25 protein-coding genes are annotated in these 21,941 nt (G+C 69.6%); 13 read left to right on the top strand and 12 right to left on the bottom strand.

All coding sequences use genetic code 11. The features are described from left to right. Nucleotides 1–295 precede the first annotated feature (295 nt). The 4 genes from ACUTAG_RS29660 (at nucleotide 296) to ACUTAG_RS29645 (ending at nucleotide 4,220) form a co-directional block, all read left to right on the top strand. The gene (locus tag ACUTAG_RS29660) at nucleotides 296–667 is read left to right on the top strand and encodes a hypothetical protein (protein ID WP_006386357.1); all 372 of its coding nucleotides are present in this window, start codon (nucleotides 296–298) and stop codon (nucleotides 665–667) included. A gap of 167 nt (nucleotides 668–834) precedes the next feature. After that, nucleotides 835–1,548 (top strand): MgtC/SapB family protein, encoded by a 714-nt coding sequence (locus ACUTAG_RS29655; protein ID WP_006386356.1) that lies wholly within the window; start codon nucleotides 835–837, stop codon nucleotides 1,546–1,548. Nucleotides 1,549–1,589: 41 nt separating this feature from the next. Then, nucleotides 1,590–1,994: a DUF2946 family protein gene (locus ACUTAG_RS29650; RefSeq protein ID WP_045953145.1), complete on the top strand. Its 405-nt coding sequence runs from the start codon at nucleotides 1,590–1,592 to the stop codon at nucleotides 1,992–1,994. A gap of 48 nt (nucleotides 1,995–2,042) precedes the next feature. Beyond that, the gene (locus ACUTAG_RS29645; RefSeq protein WP_187378323.1) at nucleotides 2,043–4,220 is read left to right on the top strand and encodes a TonB-dependent receptor; all 2,178 of its coding nucleotides are present in this window, start codon (nucleotides 2,043–2,045) and stop codon (nucleotides 4,218–4,220) included. 1 nt (nucleotide 4,221) lies between these two features. On the opposite strand, the gene ACUTAG_RS29640 is transcribed toward ACUTAG_RS29645, so the two are convergent. From ACUTAG_RS29640 to ACUTAG_RS29630, 3 genes are all read right to left on the bottom strand, one after another. Continuing rightward, nucleotides 4,222–5,319 (bottom strand): DUF748 domain-containing protein, encoded by a 1,098-nt coding sequence (locus tag ACUTAG_RS29640; RefSeq protein WP_051429228.1) that lies wholly within the window; start codon nucleotides 5,317–5,319, stop codon nucleotides 4,222–4,224. 325 nt (nucleotides 5,320–5,644) lie between these two features. Next, on the bottom strand, nucleotides 5,645–5,827 hold the full coding sequence (locus ACUTAG_RS29635; RefSeq protein ID WP_026384924.1) for a hypothetical protein: 183 nt from the start codon (nucleotides 5,825–5,827) through the stop codon (nucleotides 5,645–5,647). Between the two features lie 172 nt (nucleotides 5,828–5,999). Then, nucleotides 6,000–6,905, bottom strand: coding sequence for an EAL domain-containing protein (locus tag ACUTAG_RS29630; RefSeq protein WP_020927598.1), 906 nt, complete (start codon nucleotides 6,903–6,905; stop codon nucleotides 6,000–6,002). A gap of 355 nt (nucleotides 6,906–7,260) precedes the next feature. Here ACUTAG_RS29630 and ACUTAG_RS29625 point away from each other — a divergent pair, with 355 nt between their 5' ends. Together ACUTAG_RS29625 and ACUTAG_RS29620 are read left to right on the top strand one after the other, a co-directional pair. Next, nucleotides 7,261–9,372: an FUSC family protein gene (locus ACUTAG_RS29625; RefSeq protein ID WP_148319005.1), complete on the top strand. Its 2,112-nt coding sequence runs from the start codon at nucleotides 7,261–7,263 to the stop codon at nucleotides 9,370–9,372. A 126-nt stretch (nucleotides 9,373–9,498) separates the two neighbouring features. Further along, nucleotides 9,499–10,335, top strand: a complete 837-nt coding sequence (locus ACUTAG_RS29620; protein ID WP_047991595.1) for a universal stress protein — start codon at nucleotides 9,499–9,501, stop codon at nucleotides 10,333–10,335. A gap of 25 nt (nucleotides 10,336–10,360) precedes the next feature. On the opposite strand, the gene ACUTAG_RS29615 is transcribed toward ACUTAG_RS29620, so the two are convergent. Continuing rightward, nucleotides 10,361–11,308: a 2-hydroxyacid dehydrogenase gene (locus ACUTAG_RS29615; protein WP_020927595.1), complete on the bottom strand. Its 948-nt coding sequence runs from the start codon at nucleotides 11,306–11,308 to the stop codon at nucleotides 10,361–10,363. Nucleotides 11,309–11,418: 110 nt separating this feature from the next. On the opposite strand from ACUTAG_RS29615, the gene ACUTAG_RS29610 reads away from it, so the two are divergent. Next, entirely contained in the window at nucleotides 11,419–12,597 is a 1,179-nt protein-coding gene (locus ACUTAG_RS29610; RefSeq protein WP_047990747.1) for a PepSY-associated TM helix domain-containing protein, read from the top strand. A gap of 102 nt (nucleotides 12,598–12,699) precedes the next feature. Here ACUTAG_RS29610 and ACUTAG_RS29605 read toward each other — a convergent pair whose 3' ends face one another. The 3 genes from ACUTAG_RS29605 to ACUTAG_RS29595 form a co-directional block, all read right to left on the bottom strand. After that, entirely contained in the window at nucleotides 12,700–12,852 is a 153-nt protein-coding gene (locus ACUTAG_RS29605; RefSeq protein WP_006386347.1) for a DUF3309 family protein, read from the bottom strand. Nucleotides 12,853–12,893: 41 nt separating this feature from the next. After that, nucleotides 12,894–13,058, bottom strand: coding sequence for a hypothetical protein (locus ACUTAG_RS29600; protein ID WP_020927593.1), 165 nt, complete (start codon nucleotides 13,056–13,058; stop codon nucleotides 12,894–12,896). 77 nt (nucleotides 13,059–13,135) lie between these two features. Next, on the bottom strand, nucleotides 13,136–13,690 hold the full coding sequence (locus tag ACUTAG_RS29595) for a type 1 glutamine amidotransferase domain-containing protein (protein ID WP_006386346.1): 555 nt from the start codon (nucleotides 13,688–13,690) through the stop codon (nucleotides 13,136–13,138). A gap of 130 nt (nucleotides 13,691–13,820) precedes the next feature. Here ACUTAG_RS29595 and ACUTAG_RS29590 point away from each other — a divergent pair, with 130 nt between their 5' ends. Continuing rightward, the gene (locus tag ACUTAG_RS29590; RefSeq protein WP_148319007.1) at nucleotides 13,821–14,852 is read left to right on the top strand and encodes a DNA topoisomerase IB; all 1,032 of its coding nucleotides are present in this window, start codon (nucleotides 13,821–13,823) and stop codon (nucleotides 14,850–14,852) included. Between the two features lie 21 nt (nucleotides 14,853–14,873). On the opposite strand, the gene ACUTAG_RS29585 is transcribed toward ACUTAG_RS29590, so the two are convergent. Continuing rightward, the gene (locus tag ACUTAG_RS29585; RefSeq protein WP_047990745.1) at nucleotides 14,874–15,152 is read right to left on the bottom strand and encodes a hypothetical protein; all 279 of its coding nucleotides are present in this window, start codon (nucleotides 15,150–15,152) and stop codon (nucleotides 14,874–14,876) included. Between the two features lie 260 nt (nucleotides 15,153–15,412). On the opposite strand from ACUTAG_RS29585, the gene ACUTAG_RS29580 reads away from it, so the two are divergent. Both ACUTAG_RS29580 and ACUTAG_RS29575 read left to right on the top strand, forming a co-directional pair. Further along, nucleotides 15,413–15,751 (top strand): DUF883 family protein, encoded by a 339-nt coding sequence (locus ACUTAG_RS29580; protein WP_020927590.1) that lies wholly within the window; start codon nucleotides 15,413–15,415, stop codon nucleotides 15,749–15,751. A gap of 101 nt (nucleotides 15,752–15,852) precedes the next feature. Further along, nucleotides 15,853–16,740, top strand: coding sequence for an SDR family oxidoreductase (locus ACUTAG_RS29575; RefSeq protein ID WP_148319009.1), 888 nt, complete (start codon nucleotides 15,853–15,855; stop codon nucleotides 16,738–16,740). A 31-nt stretch (nucleotides 16,741–16,771) separates the two neighbouring features. Here the strand turns inward: ACUTAG_RS29575 and ACUTAG_RS29570 are convergent, their stop codons facing one another. Both ACUTAG_RS29570 and ACUTAG_RS29565 read right to left on the bottom strand, forming a co-directional pair. Beyond that, nucleotides 16,772–17,410 (bottom strand): DUF4142 domain-containing protein, encoded by a 639-nt coding sequence (locus ACUTAG_RS29570; protein ID WP_148319011.1) that lies wholly within the window; start codon nucleotides 17,408–17,410, stop codon nucleotides 16,772–16,774. A 27-nt stretch (nucleotides 17,411–17,437) separates the two neighbouring features. After that, on the bottom strand, nucleotides 17,438–18,031 hold the full coding sequence (locus ACUTAG_RS29565) for a hypothetical protein (RefSeq protein ID WP_020927588.1): 594 nt from the start codon (nucleotides 18,029–18,031) through the stop codon (nucleotides 17,438–17,440). Between the two features lie 216 nt (nucleotides 18,032–18,247). On the opposite strand from ACUTAG_RS29565, the gene ACUTAG_RS29560 reads away from it, so the two are divergent. Further along, nucleotides 18,248–18,532 carry a DUF378 domain-containing protein gene (locus ACUTAG_RS29560; protein WP_026383478.1) on the top strand — a complete coding sequence of 95 codons (285 nt, stop codon included), beginning with the start codon at nucleotides 18,248–18,250 and terminating at the stop codon, nucleotides 18,530–18,532. Between the two features lie 36 nt (nucleotides 18,533–18,568). Here the strand turns inward: ACUTAG_RS29560 and ACUTAG_RS29555 are convergent, their stop codons facing one another. Continuing rightward, nucleotides 18,569–18,847 (bottom strand): hypothetical protein, encoded by a 279-nt coding sequence (locus ACUTAG_RS29555; protein WP_054513992.1) that lies wholly within the window; start codon nucleotides 18,845–18,847, stop codon nucleotides 18,569–18,571. Nucleotides 18,848–19,003: 156 nt separating this feature from the next. Between ACUTAG_RS29555 and ACUTAG_RS29550 the strand changes: the two genes are divergently transcribed. Further along, the gene (locus tag ACUTAG_RS29550) at nucleotides 19,004–19,402 is read left to right on the top strand and encodes a hypothetical protein (RefSeq protein WP_020927585.1); all 399 of its coding nucleotides are present in this window, start codon (nucleotides 19,004–19,006) and stop codon (nucleotides 19,400–19,402) included. Between the two features lie 34 nt (nucleotides 19,403–19,436). Here ACUTAG_RS29550 and ACUTAG_RS29545 read toward each other — a convergent pair whose 3' ends face one another. Then, nucleotides 19,437–20,807, bottom strand: coding sequence for a sigma-54-dependent transcriptional regulator (locus tag ACUTAG_RS29545; protein WP_020927584.1), 1,371 nt, complete (start codon nucleotides 20,805–20,807; stop codon nucleotides 19,437–19,439). A 177-nt stretch (nucleotides 20,808–20,984) separates the two neighbouring features. Here ACUTAG_RS29545 and ACUTAG_RS29540 point away from each other — a divergent pair, with 177 nt between their 5' ends. Further along, on the top strand, nucleotides 20,985–21,926 hold the full coding sequence (locus ACUTAG_RS29540) for a sigma-54 interaction domain-containing protein (protein WP_262352291.1): 942 nt from the start codon (nucleotides 20,985–20,987) through the stop codon (nucleotides 21,924–21,926). Nucleotides 21,927–21,941: the final 15 nt, after the last annotated feature.

The raw sequence follows: 21,941 nt of genomic DNA, 5'->3' as shown, positions 1-21,941 counted from the left end.
ATTGCGGCACCTTCAACCACCCCGAGATCATTGTGGACAACGACGGATGTAGTCGATACACGACTGCTTGCGCCGCTTGACGCAGGATCCGCAGAGTTTTCTGCCGAGTCCTGCGTAGAGCCAGGACAAGGCCATCCGGCCCGGACACCAGCCCGCTCGCGCGCGCATCGACCGGCCCCGGCCCTCTCCCCCATCAGCTTGCCGACGCGAATCGCGGGCCTTGTCGCGCCCGCGCCGCGATCGGCGGGCGGCGCATGCATGTGGACCTTCCACCGTACTCCCCCTGGAGACGACCATGCGCATCAAGAAATTCCTTCCCTTCCTGGATGGCGGCGCCGCCGTGCGCGGCATGACGGCGGCGGCCCCGGCCGCGCGCGCCGCCACCCCCACCTACCAGTTCACCATCGTCAGCGTCGCCGACACCCTCAACGCCCTGCGCAAGCAGCTGTACTTCGAACTGCAGGCGCTCGACCTGCGCGTGCTGAACGTGCGCATCTCGCGCCAGGAGGCCGGCCAGCTCGCCAGCACCACGGTCACGCTGCAGTGCCCGCCGCAATTGCGCGGCCTGCTCAGCGCCGTCGCCCTGCGGCTGGGCCAGAGCCCCGACGTGCGCCGGGTGCATTGGGAAAACGAGGACGGCGCCCGCATTGCCGTGCTGCCCGCCTGAGCCATGGAAAGGAGACTGTCATGAAAGACCCGTACAAATGCCTCCTCGTTGCCCGGGTGGTTGCATTGCTGCTGCTGTGGCTGGTGGCCTTCGCGCTGACGCTGGCCTCCGTCTGGCAATTGCCCTGACCCGGTCCGATACGACCTGCCGAATCCGGGAACAACAACATGAAGAACTTCGAAAACATCCAGCTGCTGACGCTGGCCAATACCCTGATCAGCCTGGCGACGGCATTCGTGCTGGGCTCCATCGTCGGTTTCGAGCGCCAGTACCGCCAACGCACCGCGGGCCTGCGCACCAACGCGCTGGTGGCGGTGGGCGCCGCGATATTTGTCGACATGGCCTTTCGCGTCGGCGGCCCCGACGGCGGCGCGCGGGTGATTTCCTACGTCGTGTCCGGCGTGGGATTCCTGGGCGCCGGCGCCATCATGCGCGAAGGCGGCAGCATCCGCGGCCTGAACACCGCCGCCACGCTATGGGGTTCGGCCGCCATCGGCGCCTGCGCCGGCGCCTCGCTGATCCTGGAGGCGCTGGCGGCCACCGCCTTCGTGCTGGCCGCCAACACGTTGCTGCGGCCGCTGGTCAGCCACATCAACCGCCAGCCGGTGGATGCGCAGACCACCGAAGTCACGACCGTGATTCACGTTATCGCGCACGTGGACCAGCGCCAGGCTGCCATGACCGTGCTCGAGGACGTGCTGGAGGCCGAGCAACTGCCCCTGTCCGAACTGAAGATCGACCAGTTCGGCGAGAACGAGGTCGAGATCGAGGCCGCGCTGAGCGAGGCATCGGTCGACGAACTGGACCTGGACCGCGTCACGGCCCGCATCGCCGCCGCCCCGGGCGTGCGCACCGCCTTCTGGGCCGCCCGCACCGTGTAGTTCCCGGGCGGCGGCAAAACCTTCTAGAATGGGCGTCGACCATGCGCCCCCGCTTCATGCCCCTTGCCCGCAACGCCGCCTGCCTTTGGCTGGTGCTGGCGCTGTTTGCGCTCAAGGCGCTGGTGCCGCCGGGCTTCATGCCCGCGACGCCGGGCGGCGGCACGCTGATCCAGCTGTGCTCGGCCGCCGGTCCGGTCTGGGTGGCCGGCCCCGCCAAGCGCGGCGACGCGCCCGACGAACGCCACGCGGCGCAGGCCGCCACCTGCCCCATGGGCGCCATGCTGGCCGCGGTGGCGCTGCCCTCCGCGCCGGCGGCACTGATCGCGGCCAGCGCCCTCATGACCCATCCGCTGGCGGCGCGCGCGCCGCCGGCCGTGGCCGAAGGTTCCCCGCCCGGCCCGCCACTGGGCGCCCGCGCCCCGCCCGCTTTCCCGGTACCCCGCTGATCGCTCCGCCGCGCCACGCGCGGCTTCATTGGCTTACCGAGAAATTCCATGTTCCATTCCCCCGCCAGGACGCCGCGCGTCCTGACACGGCGCCTGGCCGTCTGGGCCACGCTCGCCTGCGTCCCCGTCGCGCAGGCGCAATCCACGCCTCCCTCTTCTTCCCCCGCCGCTGCGTCCACGCCGCGCGACGTCGCCACCCTGCCCGCCATCGCCGTGTCCGCCGATGCCCCCGTGCCCACTCTGCTCGAGCCGGCCAGCACGGGCACGCTGCTGGGCCTGCGGCCCTTCGATACCCCGGCCAGCATCGAAATCCTGGACAACGAACAACTGCGCGCGCGCGGCGCGGTCACCGTCACCGATGCCATCACGCAGGCCGCCGGCCTCAGCGCCATGCGCCATCCCGGCAACGGCGGCTCGTCGCTGTCGTCGCGCGGTTTCACCGATTCGAACTCCGTTGCGCAGTTGTACGACGGCGTGCGCCAGTTCGGCGGCGTCGGCCAGACCTTCCTCTACGATCCGTGGGCGGTCGACCGCATCGAAGTCCTGCGCGGCCCGGCCTCGGTGCTGTATGGCGAGGGCGCCATCGGCGGCGTGGTCAACGTGATTCCCAAGAAGCCGACCCGCGGCCCGATCGAGAACGAAATCCAGACCACCGTCGGCACCCACGACACGCAGCGCCTGGGCTTGGGCAGTGGCGGCGCGCTCGACGACAAGTGGTCGTACCGGCTCGACATCAGCGGCAACCATACCGATTCCGGCCTCAGCCTGGGCGACTCGCGCGATTTCGCCGTGACCGCGGCGTTGCGCCTGGACGTCTCCCCCGACCTGAATTTCACGCTGACACAGGCCTACGCCTGGCAGGAGCCGACACGTTACTTCGGCACCCCGCTGATCGACGGCCGGATCGACTACGGCCTGCGGCGCAAGAACTACAACGTGGCCGACAGCAAGATCATCTACCGTGACAGCCGCACCGAGCTGAAGGCCGAATGGTCGCCCAACCCGGCAGCCCGCGTGCGCAGCCGCGTCTACTACATCGGCAGCGACCGCGACTATCGCGACGCCGAGAACTACACCTGGCAACCCGCCAGCGGCCTGATCCAGCGCAGCGCGTACACCGACATCCGCCACGACCAGCGGCAGGTCGGCACGGTCACCGACGCCGCCTTCGACGGCCATCTCTTCGGCCTTGCGAACAAAGTGGCGGTCGGATTCGAGCTGAACCACGCCTCGTTCAAGCACACCAACAATTCGCCGTACTCGGGCACCTCGCTGGTGGATCCGTACGATGTCGACCACGGCCGCTTCATCAACCTCGCCGGCACCACGCCGCGCTACCGCAACACCGCCGACCAGTACGCCCTGTTCGCCGAAGACCGGCTGATGCTGACACCCGGCTGGTCGGTGCTGGCGGGCTTGCGCTATGACCACATCGACCTGAAGCGGCGCGACCTGGTGGCCGGCCAGACCGCCTTCGACACCACGTTCAACAATGTCGGCTGGCGCGTCGGCACGGTCTACGACCTGCTGCCCACCCTGTCCGTCTACGGCCAGTATGCCGAAGCCGCCGACCCGGTCGGCAGCCTGTTGTTGCTGTCGCCGGCGAACAAGGACTTCGAGTTGTCCAAGGGACGCCAGGTGGAAGTCGGCCTGAAGCAGACGTTCTGGGACGACAAGGGCCAGTGGACCCTGGCCGCCTACCATATCCGCAAGGATCACCTGGTGAGCCGCGATCCCAATGACCCCGCGTTGCGCATCCAGGTCGGCAAGCAGTCCTCGCGCGGCCTGGAAGCCACGCTGGGGGTCGAACTGACGCCGGCCTGGCGTGTCGACCTGAACGCGGCCGTGCTGCGGGCTCGCTATGACGATTTCAGCGAATCGGTCAACGGCGTCGCCGTGTCGCGCGCCGGCAATGTGCCGACCGACGTGCCGCAACGCGTCGCCAACGCCTGGGTCAGCTGGAAATTCGCGCCGCAATGGACCGCCAGCGCAGGCCTGCGCTACGTCGGCAAGCGCTACGCCGACGCCGCCAACCGGCTGGAAATGGCCGGCTATACCACCACCAACCTGGCCCTGCAATGGGAGCCGCGCCGCGACCTGAGCCTGGCATTGCGGGCATTCAATGTGTTCGATCGACAGTACGCCGAGACGGCCTACTACAACCAGACGCAGTGGCTGCTGGGCGAAGGCCGCCGGGTGGAATTGAGCGCGAACTACCGCTTCTGACTCATTGGGTGAACAGGTCGGAAATCGCGTCGCCCAGGTCTTTCACCGCGCCGGCAACGCCCCCGGCCGCGCCTTCGGCCCCCACGCCGATGGCGCGGCCGAAGCCGCCCGCGATCTGCGCGGCGAACCCGCGCGAGGCCGAAAACTTGGGGTTGTCCAGGCTGCCGGAAAGCTTGAATTCCATGCGCAGGACCCCCTTGCGATTTTCCAGCGCCGCCAGCACGGCTTTGCGCGGCAACGAAAACAGCGAACCGTCGCCGCTGAATGCCAGGTCGCGCAACGCCACCACGCCCGACGCCTCCAGTTGCCGCCGGGCGATGGTGGTGCGCATGTCCAGGTCCATCGCGCCGCCGGACAGCGATCCCGCGCCGTTGCCGGCCAGGTATGGCGCGGCGTGACGGACGTCCATGTTGCGCACCGCCACCGTGATGTCGGCATCGCTGCCGCCGAGCGTCAATGTGCCCTTGGCCTGCACCGTGGACGCGCCGCCGCGGTTGTCGCGCACCGCGCCCTGGAACGTGATGTCGCTGCGCTGGTCGTTGGCGGGCAACACCAGCGGTTGCAGGCGCGCCGAGACGTGGTCGAAGGCAATGCGATGCGGCGGCGTGGCAACGGCGGCGTCGATGAAATCCAGCCGGCCTTCCTCCAGGATAATGGCATCGGCCCGCAGCGGCCGCTGGCCCCGCGCCGCGGCGTCGCCCCCATGCCCCTCACGCAGGGCGGCCTGCAGCGCCGGCGAAATCTGCATGTCGCCGTCGGCGCCGCGCAGCACCGCAAAATCGAAACCTTGCACGGTGATGCGGCGAAAGACGGCGACCTGCCCCAGCAGCGAGCGCCATTCGGGTTCCGCCACCACCCGCCGCGCGCTGGCTGGCGCCATGCCCGCGGAGCCGGCAATCCTCACGTCCGTCAACACCACCTCGTTGAAGCCCAGTCGCACCTCGCCAACCTGCGCGCGCGGCCCAAGCAGGCCGGCGATGCGCCGCTCCGCCACCCGGGTGCCGACCCAGGCCAGCACGGCCAGCAGCACGGCGGCCGCCAGGAGGATGACGAGGACCTTGCCCAGGAGCGAGCGGCGGCGCGGCGTGGCGGCATTCATGGCGATGGAGTGTCTCGTTCTGTCGATGGCCGCTGCGCGATCGCGTGGCGGCGGGCCTTGGAGCGGCCCTGCCCTGGCACCTTAACGACGGGCCGCGCATGGCGCAAGGCGGATGGCATCACCGGTATGCGTGGACCATCCAGGGCGGCGCGGTGCCGTGCCGTCGCCAGAGGCGCGATGCGCCACCGGCGGCACGGTGCTCGCGGACAAGACGATGCCCGCGCAGTACGGGTTGCGCGGGCATCGTCACGACTCAAGTGCGCCGGTGGGCGCACCGGCCTGTGCCAGGCTTGTTCCGCAAAAGCCGGTATACCGGTTCAGGGTGTCAACGCTGCGTCTGCGAACGCTGGCCGCCCTGCTGGCCCGGCTGTTGGCCCTGGCCACGGTCCTTGTCCACCTGCTGTCCGCCAGGCTGCTGCTCCTGAGAACGGTCGCGGTGCTGCGGATTTTCCTGGGATTGCTGCTTTTGCTGCTGCTTTTGCTGGTCGGGCTGATTGGGGTTTGCCATCGCAAGTCTCCTGAGAGGCGGAACCATTCCGCCAGGACTTGCCAGCAACTGCCGTGCCCGGCAGCCCTCCTCCTTGCGCTGTGAGCGGCTGCGGGGAATTTTGGCGGCTGTGGGCAAAAAAGGCGGTGCGCCGCGCGGGCGCCGGAAAGGCCGCGGCGCAACCGCCCCGGCCTTATTGCGTGGTGACGTGCGCCGGCAGGCCGGCCTCGGCGTCCTGCGGATCAAAGGCATCCAGCCAGGCCGAGGCATAGGTGGCGGGCGCCGCCAGCGGTTCGCCTCGGTCGCGCTGGACACGCAACCGCGTCATCAGGTCATCCAGCGGCATCGGCCGGCCCAGGGCGTAGCCCTGCCCGTAGCGGCAGCCGGCAGCCCGCAGGGCGGGAATGTCGGCAACGTTCTCGACGCCCTCGGCCACCACCCGCCAGCCCATCCGGGTGGCCAGTTCCGCGGCCGTGCGCAGCACCTCGAACGCCACCGCGCTGCGCCGCATCCGGGTGACGAAATACTGGTCGATCTTGACCTCGGACAACGGAATGGCCGACAGCAGTTTCAGGGAGGCGTGGCCGGTGCCGAAATCGTCCAGGCTGACCTCGCAACCGGCCTGTTCCAGTTTTTCCAGGGTCGCGCGCAACGCCTCCAGTTCCTTGATGGGCTGGTCTTCGGTCAACTCGACCCGCAGCAGCGAAGCCGGCAGTTCGGCGGCATGGATGCGCCCCAGCAGGAATTCGACCGCGCGCTCGTCCGACAGCGTCGACGCCGGGGCATTGATTGCAATGGGAATCGCCATGCCGGCGCGCCGCATGGTCTGCAACATGTCGATGACGCGCTGCGCGACCCGCTCGAACAGCGTCCTGTCGAGCCCGAGCCGGTTGACCGCGGGCACGAACTCGGCGGGCATCACGATGCCCAGCTTGGGATGCTGCCAGCGCGCCAGCGCCTCGGCCGACACGATGCGGCCGGTCAGCAGGTCAACCTGCGGTTGCAGCAACACCCGCAGGCCGTCTTTGCCTGTAATCATGGCGGCGACTTCCTGGTCGCTCACCACCGAGCTTGTGGAAGCCTCGTCGGTTGGCGTCATGTTCGCTCCTGAAGCACCCCGGAATATGACCTGCGCTGTCCGGGCGCATAACGGGGCGCATTGGACATGAGTATTCACATTCGGCCTGCCGGAATATGCTTACCGGCTCGTGTACTACCCAGCGTATTCGATCGCCAATGTTTTTTTATGCGATTTTGCGCATTTACTCCAGGCAATTCTGCGCCTGTGCGGCGCCAAAGTCACATATATGTAACCAGTAGTATTCAAGGCGAAGGATTCATGAAAATCGCATTATTCGGACGCTCGAATATTTCTTTGCGATTTCGCCTTGTCGACATGGTAGCGTTGCGCCTTTTCCGCCATTGCGGACTATCGTCCATCCGTGGTTTCCCGCGTGACTACCCTGCTATCCCGTTGGCGCCTTTCGCTGCGCCACGTCCTCTGGCTGGATGCCCTGCAAGCCGCCGCCATCAGCGCCGCGCCCGTGATCCTGGCCGTGCTCGCGCACGAGCCGCGGCTGGGCTGGACCGCCATCGCCGCGTTCTGGGCCTGCTTCGGCGATCCTGGCGGGCCCTTGCGCCAGCGCGCCGGCTCGATGCTGGCGCTGGGCCTGATCGGGGCGTTGTTCTGCTTCCTGGCCAGCGCCAGCGCCGGTCATCTGTGGCTGTTGTTGCCCTTGACCTTCGCCTGCTGCACCTTCGGCGGCCTGCTGCGCGTGCTTGGGCCGGCGGCCGCCATTGTCGGCACCCTGCTGTCGGCCGGCTTCGTGGTGGCGGCTGAACTGCCCGCGCCCACGCTTGCCGCCAGCCTGTCGTACACGTTGTTCTTCGTGGCCGGCGCGCTGTGGGCGATCCTGATGACCGCGCTGGTGTGGCGCCGCCGTCCCTGGAAGGACGCGACCCACGCGGTCGCGCACTGTTATCGCGGCCTGGCCGATTTCGCCGACGCGCTGGCCCGCATGTATTCGGGCCTGGCGCCGGCCGCCGGTCCGCAAGCCTGGAGCGCGGTCACCCGACCCCAGCGCAGCGCGCTGCGGGCCGCGCTGGAAGCGGCGCGCGTGCGCATCCGCGAGGTGCACGATGCGCGCCCGTCGCGGCGCACCCGCGCCCAGCAATTGTTCTATCTGCTCGACAGCGCCGAAGACAGCTTCATCGCCCTGGTGGCCGCCGCCGACCTGCTGGAGTCGAACGCGCCGCGCTGGCTCGGCCGCGCCGCCGGCGCCCATCTGTCGCACGCCTTCCATCGCTACGCCAGCGTCGCCAACGCCATCGCCAGCACCTCGGACGTCGGCGACGCGCGCCAGGCCGACTGCCTGCGCGAACGGCTGGCCCACTTCGGCGCCGGCCTGCACGAGCTGCGTGGAGCCGCCATGGCCCATGCCCCCGACCTGGCGACCATGGTGCCGGTCCTGGACCGCCTGCAACAGACCGCCCAGTCGATCGCGCAGGCGCTGTTCGAGCGGGACGGGGCCCCGGTCGCGCCCGCGCTGGCGGCGCGCGCGGCCACGCCGGCCCGGCTGGCATGGCGCGGCCTGCGGCAGAACCTGCGTTTCGAGTCCGACGCGTTTCGTCATGCCTTGCGCGTGGGCATCGGCGCCACCATCGCGGTGGCGCTGTCCAGGACCTTCGAGGTCAATCACGGCTATTGGATGTCGCTGACGCTGGTGTTCATCCTGCAACCCTATTTCGCCGGCACCTGGCGCCGCACGCTTGAACGGGTGATCGGCAGCGTGGCCGGCGCCATCGGCGCGTCGCTGCTGGGACTGCTGCTGAGCACGCCGCTGTCGGTGGCGCTGGCGGTGCTGCCGATCGCGCTCGGCACCTTCGCCGCGCGCACTGTCCACTATGCCTTGTTCACGTTCTTCCTGACCTCGCAGTTCGTGCTGGTCAGCCACATCCAGCAACCGGACATCTACGAACCGATGCTGGCGGCGCTGCGGGCCTTCAACAGTGTCCTGGGCGGGGTGCTGGCGCTGCTGGTCGGTTTCCTGGTATGGCCCGAAAAGGAACCCCGCCAGCTGGCGGGCGCGCTCAGCCGCGCGCTGGAACACCATGCCGCCTACGCGCTGGCGCTGATCCGCGCCAAGAGCGGCGCCGGCACGGCCGACGACATTGTGGGCCTGCGCCGCCAGGCCTGCCTGTCGGCGGACAACGCCGAGGCGTCCTTGCAGCGGCTGCAACAGAATCCCGTGCATCGCGACCGCAAGGTGGATACCGCCGTCAATCTGTTGAACGCGATGCGCCGGGTGACCGCGGCCGGCACGGTGCTGGAGATCCAGCCGCCGCTGCCCCCGGACAGCCCTGCCGCGCCGGCCCTGCGCGAGTACGGTCTGGCGCTGGCGCATGCGCTGCATCCGCAGGAACCCGAGCCGGCCGTCGCCATCCGCCAGCTCGCCTTGCCCGCCGCGGTGGCCGCGGCCGCGCCCACATTGGCCGGGCCGCTCGAGCGCATCGCGCAGCAGGCGCGCCAGGTGCGGCAACTGCGCGACCGGGTGCAGCAGGCCTGATCCCGGCGGCGCCGCGCCGTGTATTGCGGCAACGCCGGCAAACTGCGGACCGGTTGACGCCCATCAAGGGCGCTGGCGCGGGAACGCGCAACGATGGAGGCCTACCGCACTCAAAAGGAGGCCGCCATGTACCGCCGCATTTCCGTCCACCTGGACCACGGATTCGATTGCCCCCGCCGCACCGCGGTGGCCCTGGCCTTGGCCAGGCGCCACAAGGCCGAATTGGTCGGCATCTACGCCAGTTCCGCGCCCCTGCAGTATTACTACGGTGAATCCGTGATGATGTCGCGGACCCTCGACGTGATGCGTGACCTGCAGGCGCAGAATCGCGGCGCGGTGCAGAACGCCTTCCTCGAAGCCGCCGCCGCGGCCGACGTGCCGGCCGTGGTGCGCGCCGGCGCCAGTTCGCCCAGCGCCAGCGTGGCGCTGCTTGGCCGCACCAGCGATCTGCTGGTCGTCAGCCAGCAGAACCGCGAGGACATCGAGGCCGCGCACGAAAACGAATTCGTCGAGCAAACGCTGCTGGCCGCCGGCCGGCCGGTGCTGGTGGTGCCGTCCAGCGGCGACTTCCCCGTGATCGGCGATCGCGTCCTGTATTGCTGGGACGGCAGCCGCGAGGCCGCGCGGGCGCTGGCCGACGCCGCGCCGCTGCTGCGCCTGGCCGCGCATCTGGTGGTGCTGACCATGGACGAAGGCGCCGCCACCCGCAAGGTGGAAGCGGTGCCGTTCGAGGACCTCGCCACCTATTGCATCGCCCAGGGCATGCCGGCTCCGGATCACGCGCGCCGCGACATCAAGGGCGTGGGCGTGGGCGGCACCATCCTGAACGCGGCGGCCGACTACAGCGCCGACCTGGTCGTCATGGGCGCCTACGGCCACAGCAAATTCCGCGAATGGGCGATGGGCGGCGCCACCGCGTCGATCCTCAAGAGCATGACCGTGCCGATCATGTTCTCGCATTGATCCCGGGCCGCGCGCCCGCGCCGCGTCAGCCGCGAGGCGGGGGCACCGGCGTCAGCACGGCCTGGCCGGCGAAATGCGCGCCGGCATTTTCCAGGAACAGGGCCACCGTCGCCGACACCGCCTCGGGCGAACGTCCGGCGCTGTGCGGCGTCAACACCACGTTGTCCAGCGCCAGCAGCGCCGGCGGCACCACCGGCTCGCCTTCCACCACGTCCAATCCGGCGCCGGCGATACGGCGGCCGGCCAGCGCGGCGATCAGCGCATCGGTATCGACCACGCTGCCGCGGGCGATGTTCACCAGATAGCCTTGCGGCCCGAGCGCGTCGAGCACCGCGGCGTCCACCAGGTGGCGCGTTTCGGCGCCGCCGGGCGTGGCGACCACCAGAAAATCGCTGGCCTCGGCCAGCGCCCGCGGGCTGTCGTAGTACGCATAACCGCAATCGGGCCGCGCCCGCCGGCTGTAATACCCCACCGTCATGCCGAAGCCATTGGCGCCGCGCCGGGCGATTTCCAGGCCGATGCTGCCCAGGCCCAGGATGCCCAGGCGCTTGCCCGATACCTGCGGTCCCATGAACCCGCTCCAGTGTCCCTGGCGCACCCAGGCGTCGGCCTGCGGAAGGTGCCGCGCCACGCCCAGCAGCAGGGCCATGGCATGGTCGGCCACCGAGGTGGCGTTGGCGCCGGGACCGTGCGTGACCTGCACCCCGCGCGCGCGGGCGGCGGCCAGGTCGATGTTCTCGAAGCCGACGCCCAGCGAACAGATCAACGACAGCCGGGGCAGCGCCGCCATCTCGTCGGCGCGAAAGCCGGTGGCCCCGCGGGTCAGCACGACCCGGATCTCGTCCGCATGGTCACGAATGGCGCGGGCGCGTTCCTCTGGCGTGGTGGCGAGGATGCAGCGAAAGCCACGGTCTTCGATCGCGGGCAGGAAATCGTGCACGCTGTCTATCAATATCAACAAGGGGATCTTCATGTCGCTACAGGTGGGAGGCAGTGAAAACTCGATGGCGCCAAAAAGCGCCGGCAGATCTTACGCCTCGGTACAATTGCGCGCCACCCGCCTCCCCCGCCATCGACCGCGCCATGAAAGCCAAGCTCCGAAAATCCCTGCGCACCGCCGTGTCATTCCTGCACCGGTGGACGGGCCTGGTCCTGGGCGTGGTGCTGGTCCTGGCGGGCCTGAGCGGCAGCCTGCTGGCCTTCGATCATGAATTGGATGGATGGTTGAATGCCCGCATGCTGCGCAACACGGCCGGCGCCTGCAACACCGCGCAGCCCCCTTCGGCCGCCGCCGGCGCGGTCCAGCGAGCCTGGCCCGGCGCCGAGATCGGCGCCATCACCCTGCCCCAGGCCGCGGGCGACAGCTATCGAGTGCAATTCAGGCACGACGCGACCGCGGACAACGAGGCAGGCGTGGACGCCTGCTCCGGCCAGTTGCTGGCCAGCCGCAACCGCGATGCGGTCGCGCTGGACCGGGCCCATGTGATGCCATTGCTGCTGCGCTGGCACATGACGCTGTTGCAAGGCAAGACCGGCCGCGAAATCCTGGGTTGGCTGGCGCTGGCGTGGCTGGCGCTGTTGGCGGCTGGCATCTATCTGGCGTGGCCCCGGCCTGGGCACTGGCGTCGCTCGGTGACCGTGACGCGCGGCGTCGGCGCCTTTCGCACCAGCTACGAACTGCATCGCGCCGCCGGGCTGATAACCGCGCTATTCCTGCTGGTGGTGGCGGGCACCGGGTTTTTCCTGGGCCTGCCGCAACTGGGCCGGCAACTGGTCGCCAGCGTGGCCACGGTGCCGCTGGATGCGCGCGCCGCCGTGCTGCCGGCGCTGGGTCCGGCCGAACCGGAGATCGGCTGGGACGGCGCCGCGGCCCGGGCGCGCGGCCTGGCGCCGGCCGATGCCACCCTGGTGATGCTGCGGCGCGATCCGGCGCGCGGCGTCTACCAGGCGCGCGTGCGCCGCGCTGATGACTGGCAGCCGGTCGGCACCCTGCGCATGTTCATCGACATGCGCAACGGCGCCCTGGTATCGGCGGCCGACCCCATTTCAGGCACGGCCGCGCAACGCTTCCTGGCGGTGATGTTCCCGCTGCACTCGGGCAGCCTCTACGGCTTGCCGACCCGCATCCTGACGGCGGTGCTCGGCCTGCTGCCGTTGCTGTTCTTCGCGACCGGGGTGATCATCTGGATCAGCCGCCGGCGCCTGCAGCATCGCGGCCGCCAGGCGGCGCAGGCGCGCGCACGCGCGGCGCGGCAAGCCTGAGCCGGCCGTCGCGCCGCGCGCCCGCCGCACGGCCCGTCCAGGGGCGCGTTGGCGGCGGCCCGCCCCTGCTCCCGCAGCGGCGGACGCGCCTGGGACGCCGCGCTACAGGCGTCCTGTCAGCAGCAGCACGATCAACACAATGAGCACGATCCCCAGCAGGCCGCTGGGGTAATAGCCCCAGCCCCGGCTATACGGCCACGCGGGCACGGCACCGATGAGAAGGAGGATCAGGACGATCAGCAGAATGGTAGACATGATGGCTCCGTTTGTTCTTGGTTCAAGCGCGGCCCGCGCGCTCAGTGGACCGTGGCGGTCTTGTCCCGGGCGGGTGGCGGTTCAAGCGGCGGCAGGTCCACCTCGGGCTCATCGGTGTCCGGATCGACCGGCAAGTCGCCCGGCGGCGAGCCTGGCGGAATCGGCTCCGGCTTCGGCGGAACGTGCAAATACAGATGGTCTGGCATGGCGCTCTCCTGTAAATACGCTGCGGGTCGCGCGGCCGGGCGGTTCCCGGTCCGCTCCCCTCTGGACACGCTGGCGCTCAGGGGCGCGCCAGCGCAAAAACGCGCAGCAGTTCCCGATTGAATGCGGGGATGTCGTCCGGCTTGCGGCTGCTGATCCAGCGGCCATCCACCACCACTTCCTCATCCACCCATTGCGCACCGGCATTGCGCAGGTCGTCGGCCAGCGACGGCCAGCTGGTCATCTTGCGGTCCTTGACCAGGCCCGCCGAAATCAGCAGCCAGGCGCCATGGCAGATCACCGCCACGGGCTTGCCGGCCTCGTGCAGGGCGCGCACCAGCTCGCGCGCGTCGGGATGCAGGCGGATTTCGTCGGCGTTGACCACGCCGCCCGGCAGCAGCACGGCATCGAACCGGTCCGCTTCCGCGCGCGCTTGCGCGAACGTCAGGTCCACCTGGACGCGCTCGCCCTTGTCGTGGTGGCGCATGCCCTGCACGTCGCCGTGCCGCGCCGACACGATGACGGTGCGCGCTCCCTGCGCGCGCAAGGCGTCGCGCGGGTCGGTCAGCTCCACCTCTTCAAATCCGTCCATCACCAGAATGGCGACGTTGAAGTCCTGTAGTGTCTGTGTCATTCAATACTCCCGGTTTGCGGCAAGACATCCCTCAGCAAGCGGCGTGCCCGTTCGCCAGTGACTTGCCGCGGCCCCGGGGCGGGCCGGGCATGCGGCTTGCTCCAGGCCGGCGCCACCTGCAGGAGGGCCCATGGCAAACCGCAGCCCCGCGCCGCGCGAGCGCGGCGCCGATGACGCGCTGGTCTATATGGACGACACCGGGCCCGGCTATTCCCGGGTGCGGATCAATGGCACGACCTTCCATTACCTGGATACGCATGGCAGGCGCATCACCCGCGCGGCGGAGTTGGCGCGCATCCGCGCCCTGGCAATCCCGCCGGCGTACGAAGATGTGTGGATCTGCCCATTGCCGCATGGCCATCTGCAGGCGACCGGGCGCGATGCGCGTGGCCGCAAGCAATATCGCTACCACCCCGCTTGGGCACGGTTGCGCGACGCCGACAAATACCAGAGCCTGGGCGCGTTCGGCCTGCAGCTGCCCCGCATCCGGCGCCGGGTGCAGCACGACTTGCTGATGCCGGGCCTGCCTCGGGCCAAAGTGATCGCCGCGGTGGTGCGCCTGCTGGACGACACCCTGATCCGCATCGGCACGCGTGAATATGCGCGCGCCAATCGCTCCTATGGCCTGACCACCCTGACGCGACGCCACGCCAGCGTCAGTGGCGATCGCCTGCGCTTCCGATTCCGTGGCAAGAGCGGCGTGGCGCATGACGTGACGGTAAGAGACCGGCGCATCGCCCGGGTGGCCAAGCGCTGCCTGGAGATCCCCGGCCAGCAATTGTTCCAGTACCTGGACGAAACCGGCGAGGCCCATGGCATCGATTCGGAGGCGGTCAATGCCTATCTGAGGGAAGCCGGCGCCGCCGATTTCAGCGCCAAGCACTACCGGACCTGGGCGGGTTCCGTGCTGGCCTTCGCGGCGCTGCAGGCGCGCCCCTGGGTCGATGAACGGCAGGCGCGGCAGGCAGTGGTGGACGTCATCAAGCAGGTATCGCGACGGCTGGCCAATACGCCGGCGGTCTGTCGCGCCTGCTACGTGCATCCATTGATCATCGAGGAATATCTGGCGGGGCGACTGCCGCCGCGCGCCGCCGCGCCCGCGCGGCCGCGCGGCCTGAATGCCGACGAGCGGCGGCTGCTGGCCTTCCTGCGGGACGCCTGAGCGGCCCCTGGCCGGGGTCGCTCAGAGAATCGACGAGCGGGCGTTCTTGGCGCGCGGTTGCGGCTGGGCGTTGTCGGCCCAGTTGGATTCGGTCTGGTCGTCGGCCACCCGGCGGCCGTCGCGGGCGGCTTCGTCCGGGGTGGCCGCGTCGGGCCTGGGTGGCTGGCGCGGCACGTCGACCGGCGCCTGCGGCGGCAATACCTTGCCTGAAGCCGCAGCCGCGGCGCCGCTGCGCGCCTGCCCTGCGGCGCGGAGCTTGCCAGGCGATGATGATGGCGTGGAGGTCTTGGATGAAGTCATGCGAAACGCTCCCGATAAATCCGCTATGGTCCGATCCATGCTACGGCATGCGCCACCTGGACAGCATGCGCGCACGGCTCAAATTGCAAGCGGATGTGGCAGGACCCGCAGGAGCGCCGGTTCACGGTAAAACGAACATTCACAACGAGATGCAATGCAAGACCCCTACGGGGCCGATACATGCCAGCCTTTTCTCCATGCGCCGCGCCCGCGACGGAACGCGGCCATGTTTTCGCCAACGCAGACTCCAGGAGCTTCCCATGGCCAACAACCATACCCCCGCGCCCTCGGACTTTCCCGAGAACGGCCCCGACGACCGCGGCGCGCGCCGCCGCCGTCACCCCGAAAGCTGGATCGACGATCTCGAGGCCACCCTCAGCGACGCCTCGGCCACCGACCTGGAGGCCCTGAAGGCGCGGCTGGCCGAGCAGTTGCGCGATACCCGCCACAGCCTGCGCAACGCCTCCGACAGCGCCCAGGACATGGTGCGCGAGACCATCGACTGCACCGAGCAGTACATCCATGCGCGTCCCTGGCAGGCGATCGGCCTGGTGGCCGGCGCGGCATTCCTGTTCGGCGTGGTGGTGGGCCGCCAGTAAGGCAGGCGGGTCGCCCGCGCGCGCCGGCGGCGCGCGCGGGCATGGCAGTTGCTCGGGATGGCCCGAGGGCGCATCGGCGCCCGCCATCCAGGGAGATCCGCATGACGCAATCCGACGACGCCGCGCCTGGCTCGCGGCCCCATCCGACGCCGCCCATGCCGGCCCAGCACCTGTCCAAGCCCGGCGAAGAAGCGCGCATGGCGCTGCGGCCGCAGTATCTGGCGCCCGGCTACCAGGGCAGCGGCAAGCTGGCCGGCATGGCGGCCATCGTCACCGGCGGCGATTCAGGCATCGGCCGCGCGGTCAGCGTGCTGTTCGCGCGCGAAGGCGCGGACGTCGCCATCGTCTATCTCAACGAACACGAGGACGCCCGCGAAACCGAGCGCGCGGTGCGGGCCGAAGGCCGGCGCTGCCTGCTGATCGCCGGCGACGTGCGCGAATCGGCCTTCTGCGACCGGGCCGTGGAACAGGCGGCGCAAGCCTTTGGCCGGCTCGACGTGCTGGTGAACAACGCCGCCTACCAACAGCACGACGAAGGGCTGTCGGCCATCAGCGACGAAAAGTGGGACAAGACCCTGCGCACCAACATCTACGGCTATTTCTACATGGCGCGCGCGATCCTGCCCCATCTGCGCGCGGGCGCCGCCATCATCAACACCGGCTCGGTCACCGGCCTGCGCGGCAGCGGCGGCCTGCTGGACTACTCCACCAGCAAAGGCGCCATTCATGCATTCACCCGCTCACTGGCGTCGAACCTGGCCAGCCAGGGCATCCGCGTCAATGCGGTGGCGCCGGGACCGGTCTGGACGCCGTTGAATCCCGCCGACCGCGACGCCGACGAAATCCCGTCTTTCGGTCAGGACACGGAACTGGGCCGGCCAGCCCAGCCCGAGGAAATCTCGCCCGCCTATGTGTTCCTGGCGGCGCCGGCCTGCTCCAGCTACATCACCGGCATCGTGCTTCCCATCACGGGCAGCGCGGGCGACTGAGGCCGCGGCCAGCCCGCGCCTGCGGACTGGCCTATTTCTGTGGCGCCACCGTCTCCGGGGCCACCGAGGCGGGCGCGCTGCGGTCGGCCGGCGACACCGGCGGGGGTTCGCCCTGTCGGGCGGGCGGCGCCGCCGCGTCCGGACGTGCCGCCGGATCCCGCTTGAGCGCGCGCGCCAGCGCAAGCTGGTCGGCCAGCACCGGCTGATGGCGCAGGGCGAAATCACGCACCTGGGCATCGGCGCTTTGCTCGGCCGCGGTGCGATACAGGCGCTCGCTCTTCTCATGGGCCAGCAGTGCTACCTGCTCGATATACAGGCTGTCGAACGCTTCTCCGGTCTTGCCGGCCATCGCTTCCAGCGCGCGCTGATCGCCGGGCTCCGCCTTGGCCGGCAGCGTGATCCGCTTCGCTCGCGCCAGTTGCCGCAGGCCGGCATCCCGTTCCTGGTAGCTCGAGCGCATCTTCTCGGCGAAGGCCCGCACTTCGGTGCTGGCCGCGCGTTCGCTGGCCAGGCGCGCCGCCTGCAGCTGAAAGGCATCGGCGGCCGCGGCCGCCTGCAGGAAGTGGCTATCCGCCGGCGACAACTGCGCGGCGCGGGCAGCCAGGGGCGCGGCCAGCAGCATGAACAGGCAAGCGGCAAGCAGCGCTTGCAGCAGGGTTCTGTGATTCATCTGCGTCTCCTTGCCGCCATCGGCGGCTCACGGCGCCACCGACGGCGCCTCGACATGGCGCGGCGGCTTCAGGGGATCGAAGTCCTGCCACTTGCCATCCTGCCAGCGGCCCTGGGCGCGTTCGATATCGTGCCCTCCCGCCTCGCGCAGTACCCGCCGCGCCAGGGCTTCGCGCTCCGGCGACACGGGCAACGCCAGCATCACCCCGGCCTGTCGCGGGGCCGGATGCGCCTCGGCGGGTTCGGGCGCAGTCCTTGCCGGGCGCCGGCGGTTCTTGCCCGCCACCCGCAACGCGCCGGCCAGGGCGCCGATATAGGCTCCCGCGCCGGCCGCCACGATCACCACCAGCGTCGCGGCGCCCGACCACAGGGCCACCAGGCCGCCGGCCAACGCCAGTAGCAACCCCAGCACCGCGGCGCCCGCCAGCGCGCCCAGGTGCGCGCCGCGGGCATCCGGATCCGCGACGCGGTCCCCGCCCAGCGGGAAGCGCGCATGCTCGCCCGCCGTGTTGATGTAGAACGTGTGCAGCTCGTCCTCGGAGAATCCTTCGAGACGCAGGCGCTGCGCCGCCTCGGTCGCCTCGTCGAACGTCTGGAAGCGCGCGGCAACAATCAGGGACATGGCAATCTCCTATCGGCTCGGGCCCGTCGTGGGCCATGCCCGCCGGCAGCAATTGGCATGCCCGGCCGGGTGCGCGGCACGCCGCTTGCTGCATCGCCACCGGGGAAAGCGTGGTGGTTGCCGGCCGCGGTTGCGGCGCGCAAGCCATCCCGCGCCGCGACGCGGCACCACCGCCGGCGGCGCATGACCCGCATGCCGCTGGCATCGGAGTGCGACATGCAAACCTATGGCGACGACGACGATCTCGCTTTTGCCACGAACGGCGACAACGTTGCCGGCAGCGCCCGCGACCGCCACGGCCTGCGGCCGCTGGATTGGACCGCCCTGGTCACGCTGGTAGCCGGCGGGTTGAACTGCGGCCTGATCGCGGCCGTCAACCTGGATGTGTTCGCGCGCATGCTGCCCTGGCCGCTGGCCGGCCGCGTGGCCTACGGCCTGGTCGGCCTGGCCGCGCTGCATTGCGTGGTGTTGCTGTTCCGGCTCGCCGCCGACGAGGCCTGAAGGTCGACGGTGAGCGCGGCCCTGCCCGCGCCGCGCTCACCGCCCCGCGCCGGGCTTGCGGGTGCCGGGATACTGGCCGCCTTCTTCATACTCGGCCCCCTTCGGATGGGGATGCTTGTCCGCGCGGCGAGGAGCCGCCGGCGTATCGCGCCCGGGTTGGTCCGCCCCGAACTGGCCGCTGCGGCGAGCCGCCGCCGTGTCGTCCTGCGGCGTGTTGGCTTTGCCGGCGTCGACCTCCCTGGAATGGCGCGCGGCGCCCGTCGCGTCATCCTGGTCGCGGCGGCTGGTCGGCTGGGCGGTGGTGGCTTTGCTCATGGCTATCTCCCGATGTCGCGGATGCCGCGGACGGCACCCTGTCGGGCACTTGCGCTGCAAGTGGCGTGCCTGGGCGGCGGCGGGCACGCCGCTTGCTCACCCGCGCACGGCGGCCCATTTTCCGGCCTGCCCTATTCCCATCCGAAGGAGCCATCCATGAATCTGTCCAAGATCCGCCTGTCCCTGACGCTCATCCCGGCCGCGGCGCTGGGCCTGTCCGCGCTGGCCCTGCCGGCGGCCGCGCAGACTGCCTCGGGCGCCTCCTCCGCCGTGCGCAGCAACGAACAGATCGACAATCAATACAAGATGGACAAGAAACAGTGCGACGCGATGAAGGGCAATCAGAAGGACGTCTGCGAGCAGCAGGCGCAGGCCACTCGCGACAAGGCCAGGGCCGACGCCAAGGCCGGCAAGGAAAAGGCTGAAGCCAATCATGACGCGGCCAAGGCGCGCAACGAGGCCGACTACAAGGTCGGCAAGGAAAAATGCGATGCGATGTCCGGCAATGCCAAGGACACCTGCCTGGCCGACCTGAAGACCCGCCACGGCAAGTGACGGGAAGCGGCGGGATACGAGGCGGAAGGCGGCCTCAGCGCGCGCCTTCCGCCGGTGCTTCGCCGGGCAGCGTGTAGCCCGCCGCCGCATACTCCTCGAGCCGGTTGTAGAGCGTCTTCGGGCTGATGCCCAGCACGGCCGCCGCCTGCTTCTTGACGCCCTTGCAGCGCTCGAGCGTGGCCAGGATCAGGCGACGGTCCGCTTCCGCCAACGTCTCCCCGACCGGCACGCTGACCTGCCCGCCAGACACGTCGCCGCTGGGCGACACCTGCGGCGCCAGCAGGTCGGCATCGAGTTCGTCGCCTTCCGCCATGATGAAGGCGCGGCGCACGAAGTTCTTCAATTCGCGCACGTTGCCGGGCCATTCGTACTGCGACAGCGCCGCCGCGGCACGCGCCGAAAACGCCTTGGAGCGGCCGGTCTCCTCGTTCTGCGCCTGCAGGAAGCGATCGGCCAGCAGCAGGATGTCCTCGCCGCGCTCGCGCAGCGGCGGCAGTTCCAGGGGGAATACGTTCAGGCGGTAATACAGGTCCTCGCGCAGCTTGCCTTCCTGTACCGCCTGTTCGGGGTTGCGATTGGTGGCGGCGACGATGCGGATATCGCAACCGATTTCGCGGTTGGTGCCGACCCGCATGAACTGGCCGGTTTCAAGCACCCGCAACAGCTTGACCTGCAGGTCGAGCGGCATCTCCGTGACTTCGTCCAGAAACAGCGTGCCGCCATCGGCGCGCTCGAAATACCCCTTGTGCTGGCGGTCCGCGCCGGTGAAGCTGCCGCGCTCGTGGCCGAACATCTCGCTTTCGATCAGGTGCGGCGAAATCGCGCCGCAGTTGACCGCGATGAACGGCCGCTGGCGCCGCGTGCTCAATTCGTGGATGGCATGGGCGGCCAGTTCCTTGCCCGTGCCGCTCTCGCCGACCAGCAACACCGTGACGCCGGTGGGCGCGACCCGGCCGATCTGGCGATACAGCTCGCGCATCGGCGCCGAGCTGCCGTACATCTTGCCGAAACGGCCGGGCGCCTCGAACGGCGTGCCCGGCAGTTCGCGGCCGGTATTGGACATGATGCGCGCCAGGATGCCGTTCAGCCGCTCCATGCAGATCGGCTTGACGAGATAGTCGGTGGCGCCGAGCCGCAGGGCCTGGACGGCATTGTCGACGGTGCCGTGCCCCGTCATCACCACGACCTCGGCGCTGGCCACCGCCACATTCTTGAAGATGTCCATGCCGCTGCCGCCAGGCAGGCGCACGTCGGTCAGCACCAGATCGGGCGCCTGGCGCTCGAGCTGGATCAGCGCGTCCTTGACACTGGCGGCCAGCGCCACCGTGAACCCGCTGTCACGACCGAGTTCGGCCAGGGTTTCACGAATGGCATCGTCATCATCGACGATCAGCAGGTGTGGCATGGCGTCTCCTGTAACCTGGGGCCCGGGCAATGGCGCCTGGCGCCGCTGCGGCCACGTTCGAGCATAGCGAAGCTGCGGCGGCGTGACGTAAATATTCGATACGATCCACTAAAGTTTTCGATTACTTGCAACTGGTCGCATCGCTGGCGCGTAGCGCCCACTACCATGGATGGCATCATGAACGTTTCCGGCCTGTCCCCCGTGATGCAGAAGCTGGCCACCCAGGTACGCCTGGCGGCCGAAACCGACGCCAGCGTCTTCATCGTCGGTGAAAGCGGCGCCGGCAAGGAAGTGGTGGCGCGCGCCATCCACGAAGCCAGCGAGCGCCGCGACCATCCCTTCATCGCCGTCAACTGCGGCGCCATCAGCGGTTCGCTGGCGCATGCCGAATTGTTCGGCCACGAAAAAGGCAGTTTCACCGGCGCCGTGGCGCAGAACGCCGGCTACTTCGAATCGGCCAGCGGCGGCACCCTGTTCCTGGATGAAGTGACCGAAATGCCGCCCGACATGCAGGTGCATTTCCTGCGCGTCCTGGAAACCGGCACTTACCAGCGCGTGGGCGGCACCGACCTGCTGCGGGCCAATGCGCGCATCCTGTGCGCCAGCAATCGCGATCCGGCGGCCTCGGTGGCCGACGGCCGCCTGCGGCAGGACTTCCTGCATCGGCTACTGGTGATCCCCCTGCGCGTGCCCCCGCTGCGCGAGCGCGATGGCGACGCGGTGACGCTGGCGCGACACTTCCTGGATGAACTGAACGCCCGCCACGGCACCAGCAAGACATTTTCGCCACGGATGCTGCAGGCCATCGGCCGGCACGAATGGCCGGGCAATGTGCGCGAACTGCGCAACGCCGTGCAGCGCGCCTACATCCTGTGCGACGAGGAACTGGACGCGGAATTGCCGCGCGCGCGCGCCGCGCCCCACGCCGAGTTCAAGGACGGCGCCCTGAGCTTCCCGGTGGGCACCGCCCTGGGCAACGCGCAGCGCGACTTCATTCTCGCCACCCTGGCCCATCACGGCGGCGACAAACGCCTGACCGCCGAAACCCTGGGTGTCAGCCTGAAGACGCTCTACAACCGCCTGGACGTCTACGAAAAGGATGTGGGCGGCGGCGCCTGAGCGGCGTACCGGCGC

It is taken from the genome of Achromobacter sp. CSND-B12 (assembly GCF_052906545.1).
Note: the sequence above shows the minus strand (reverse complement) of the source record. Positions and strands in the feature narration are given on the sequence as shown.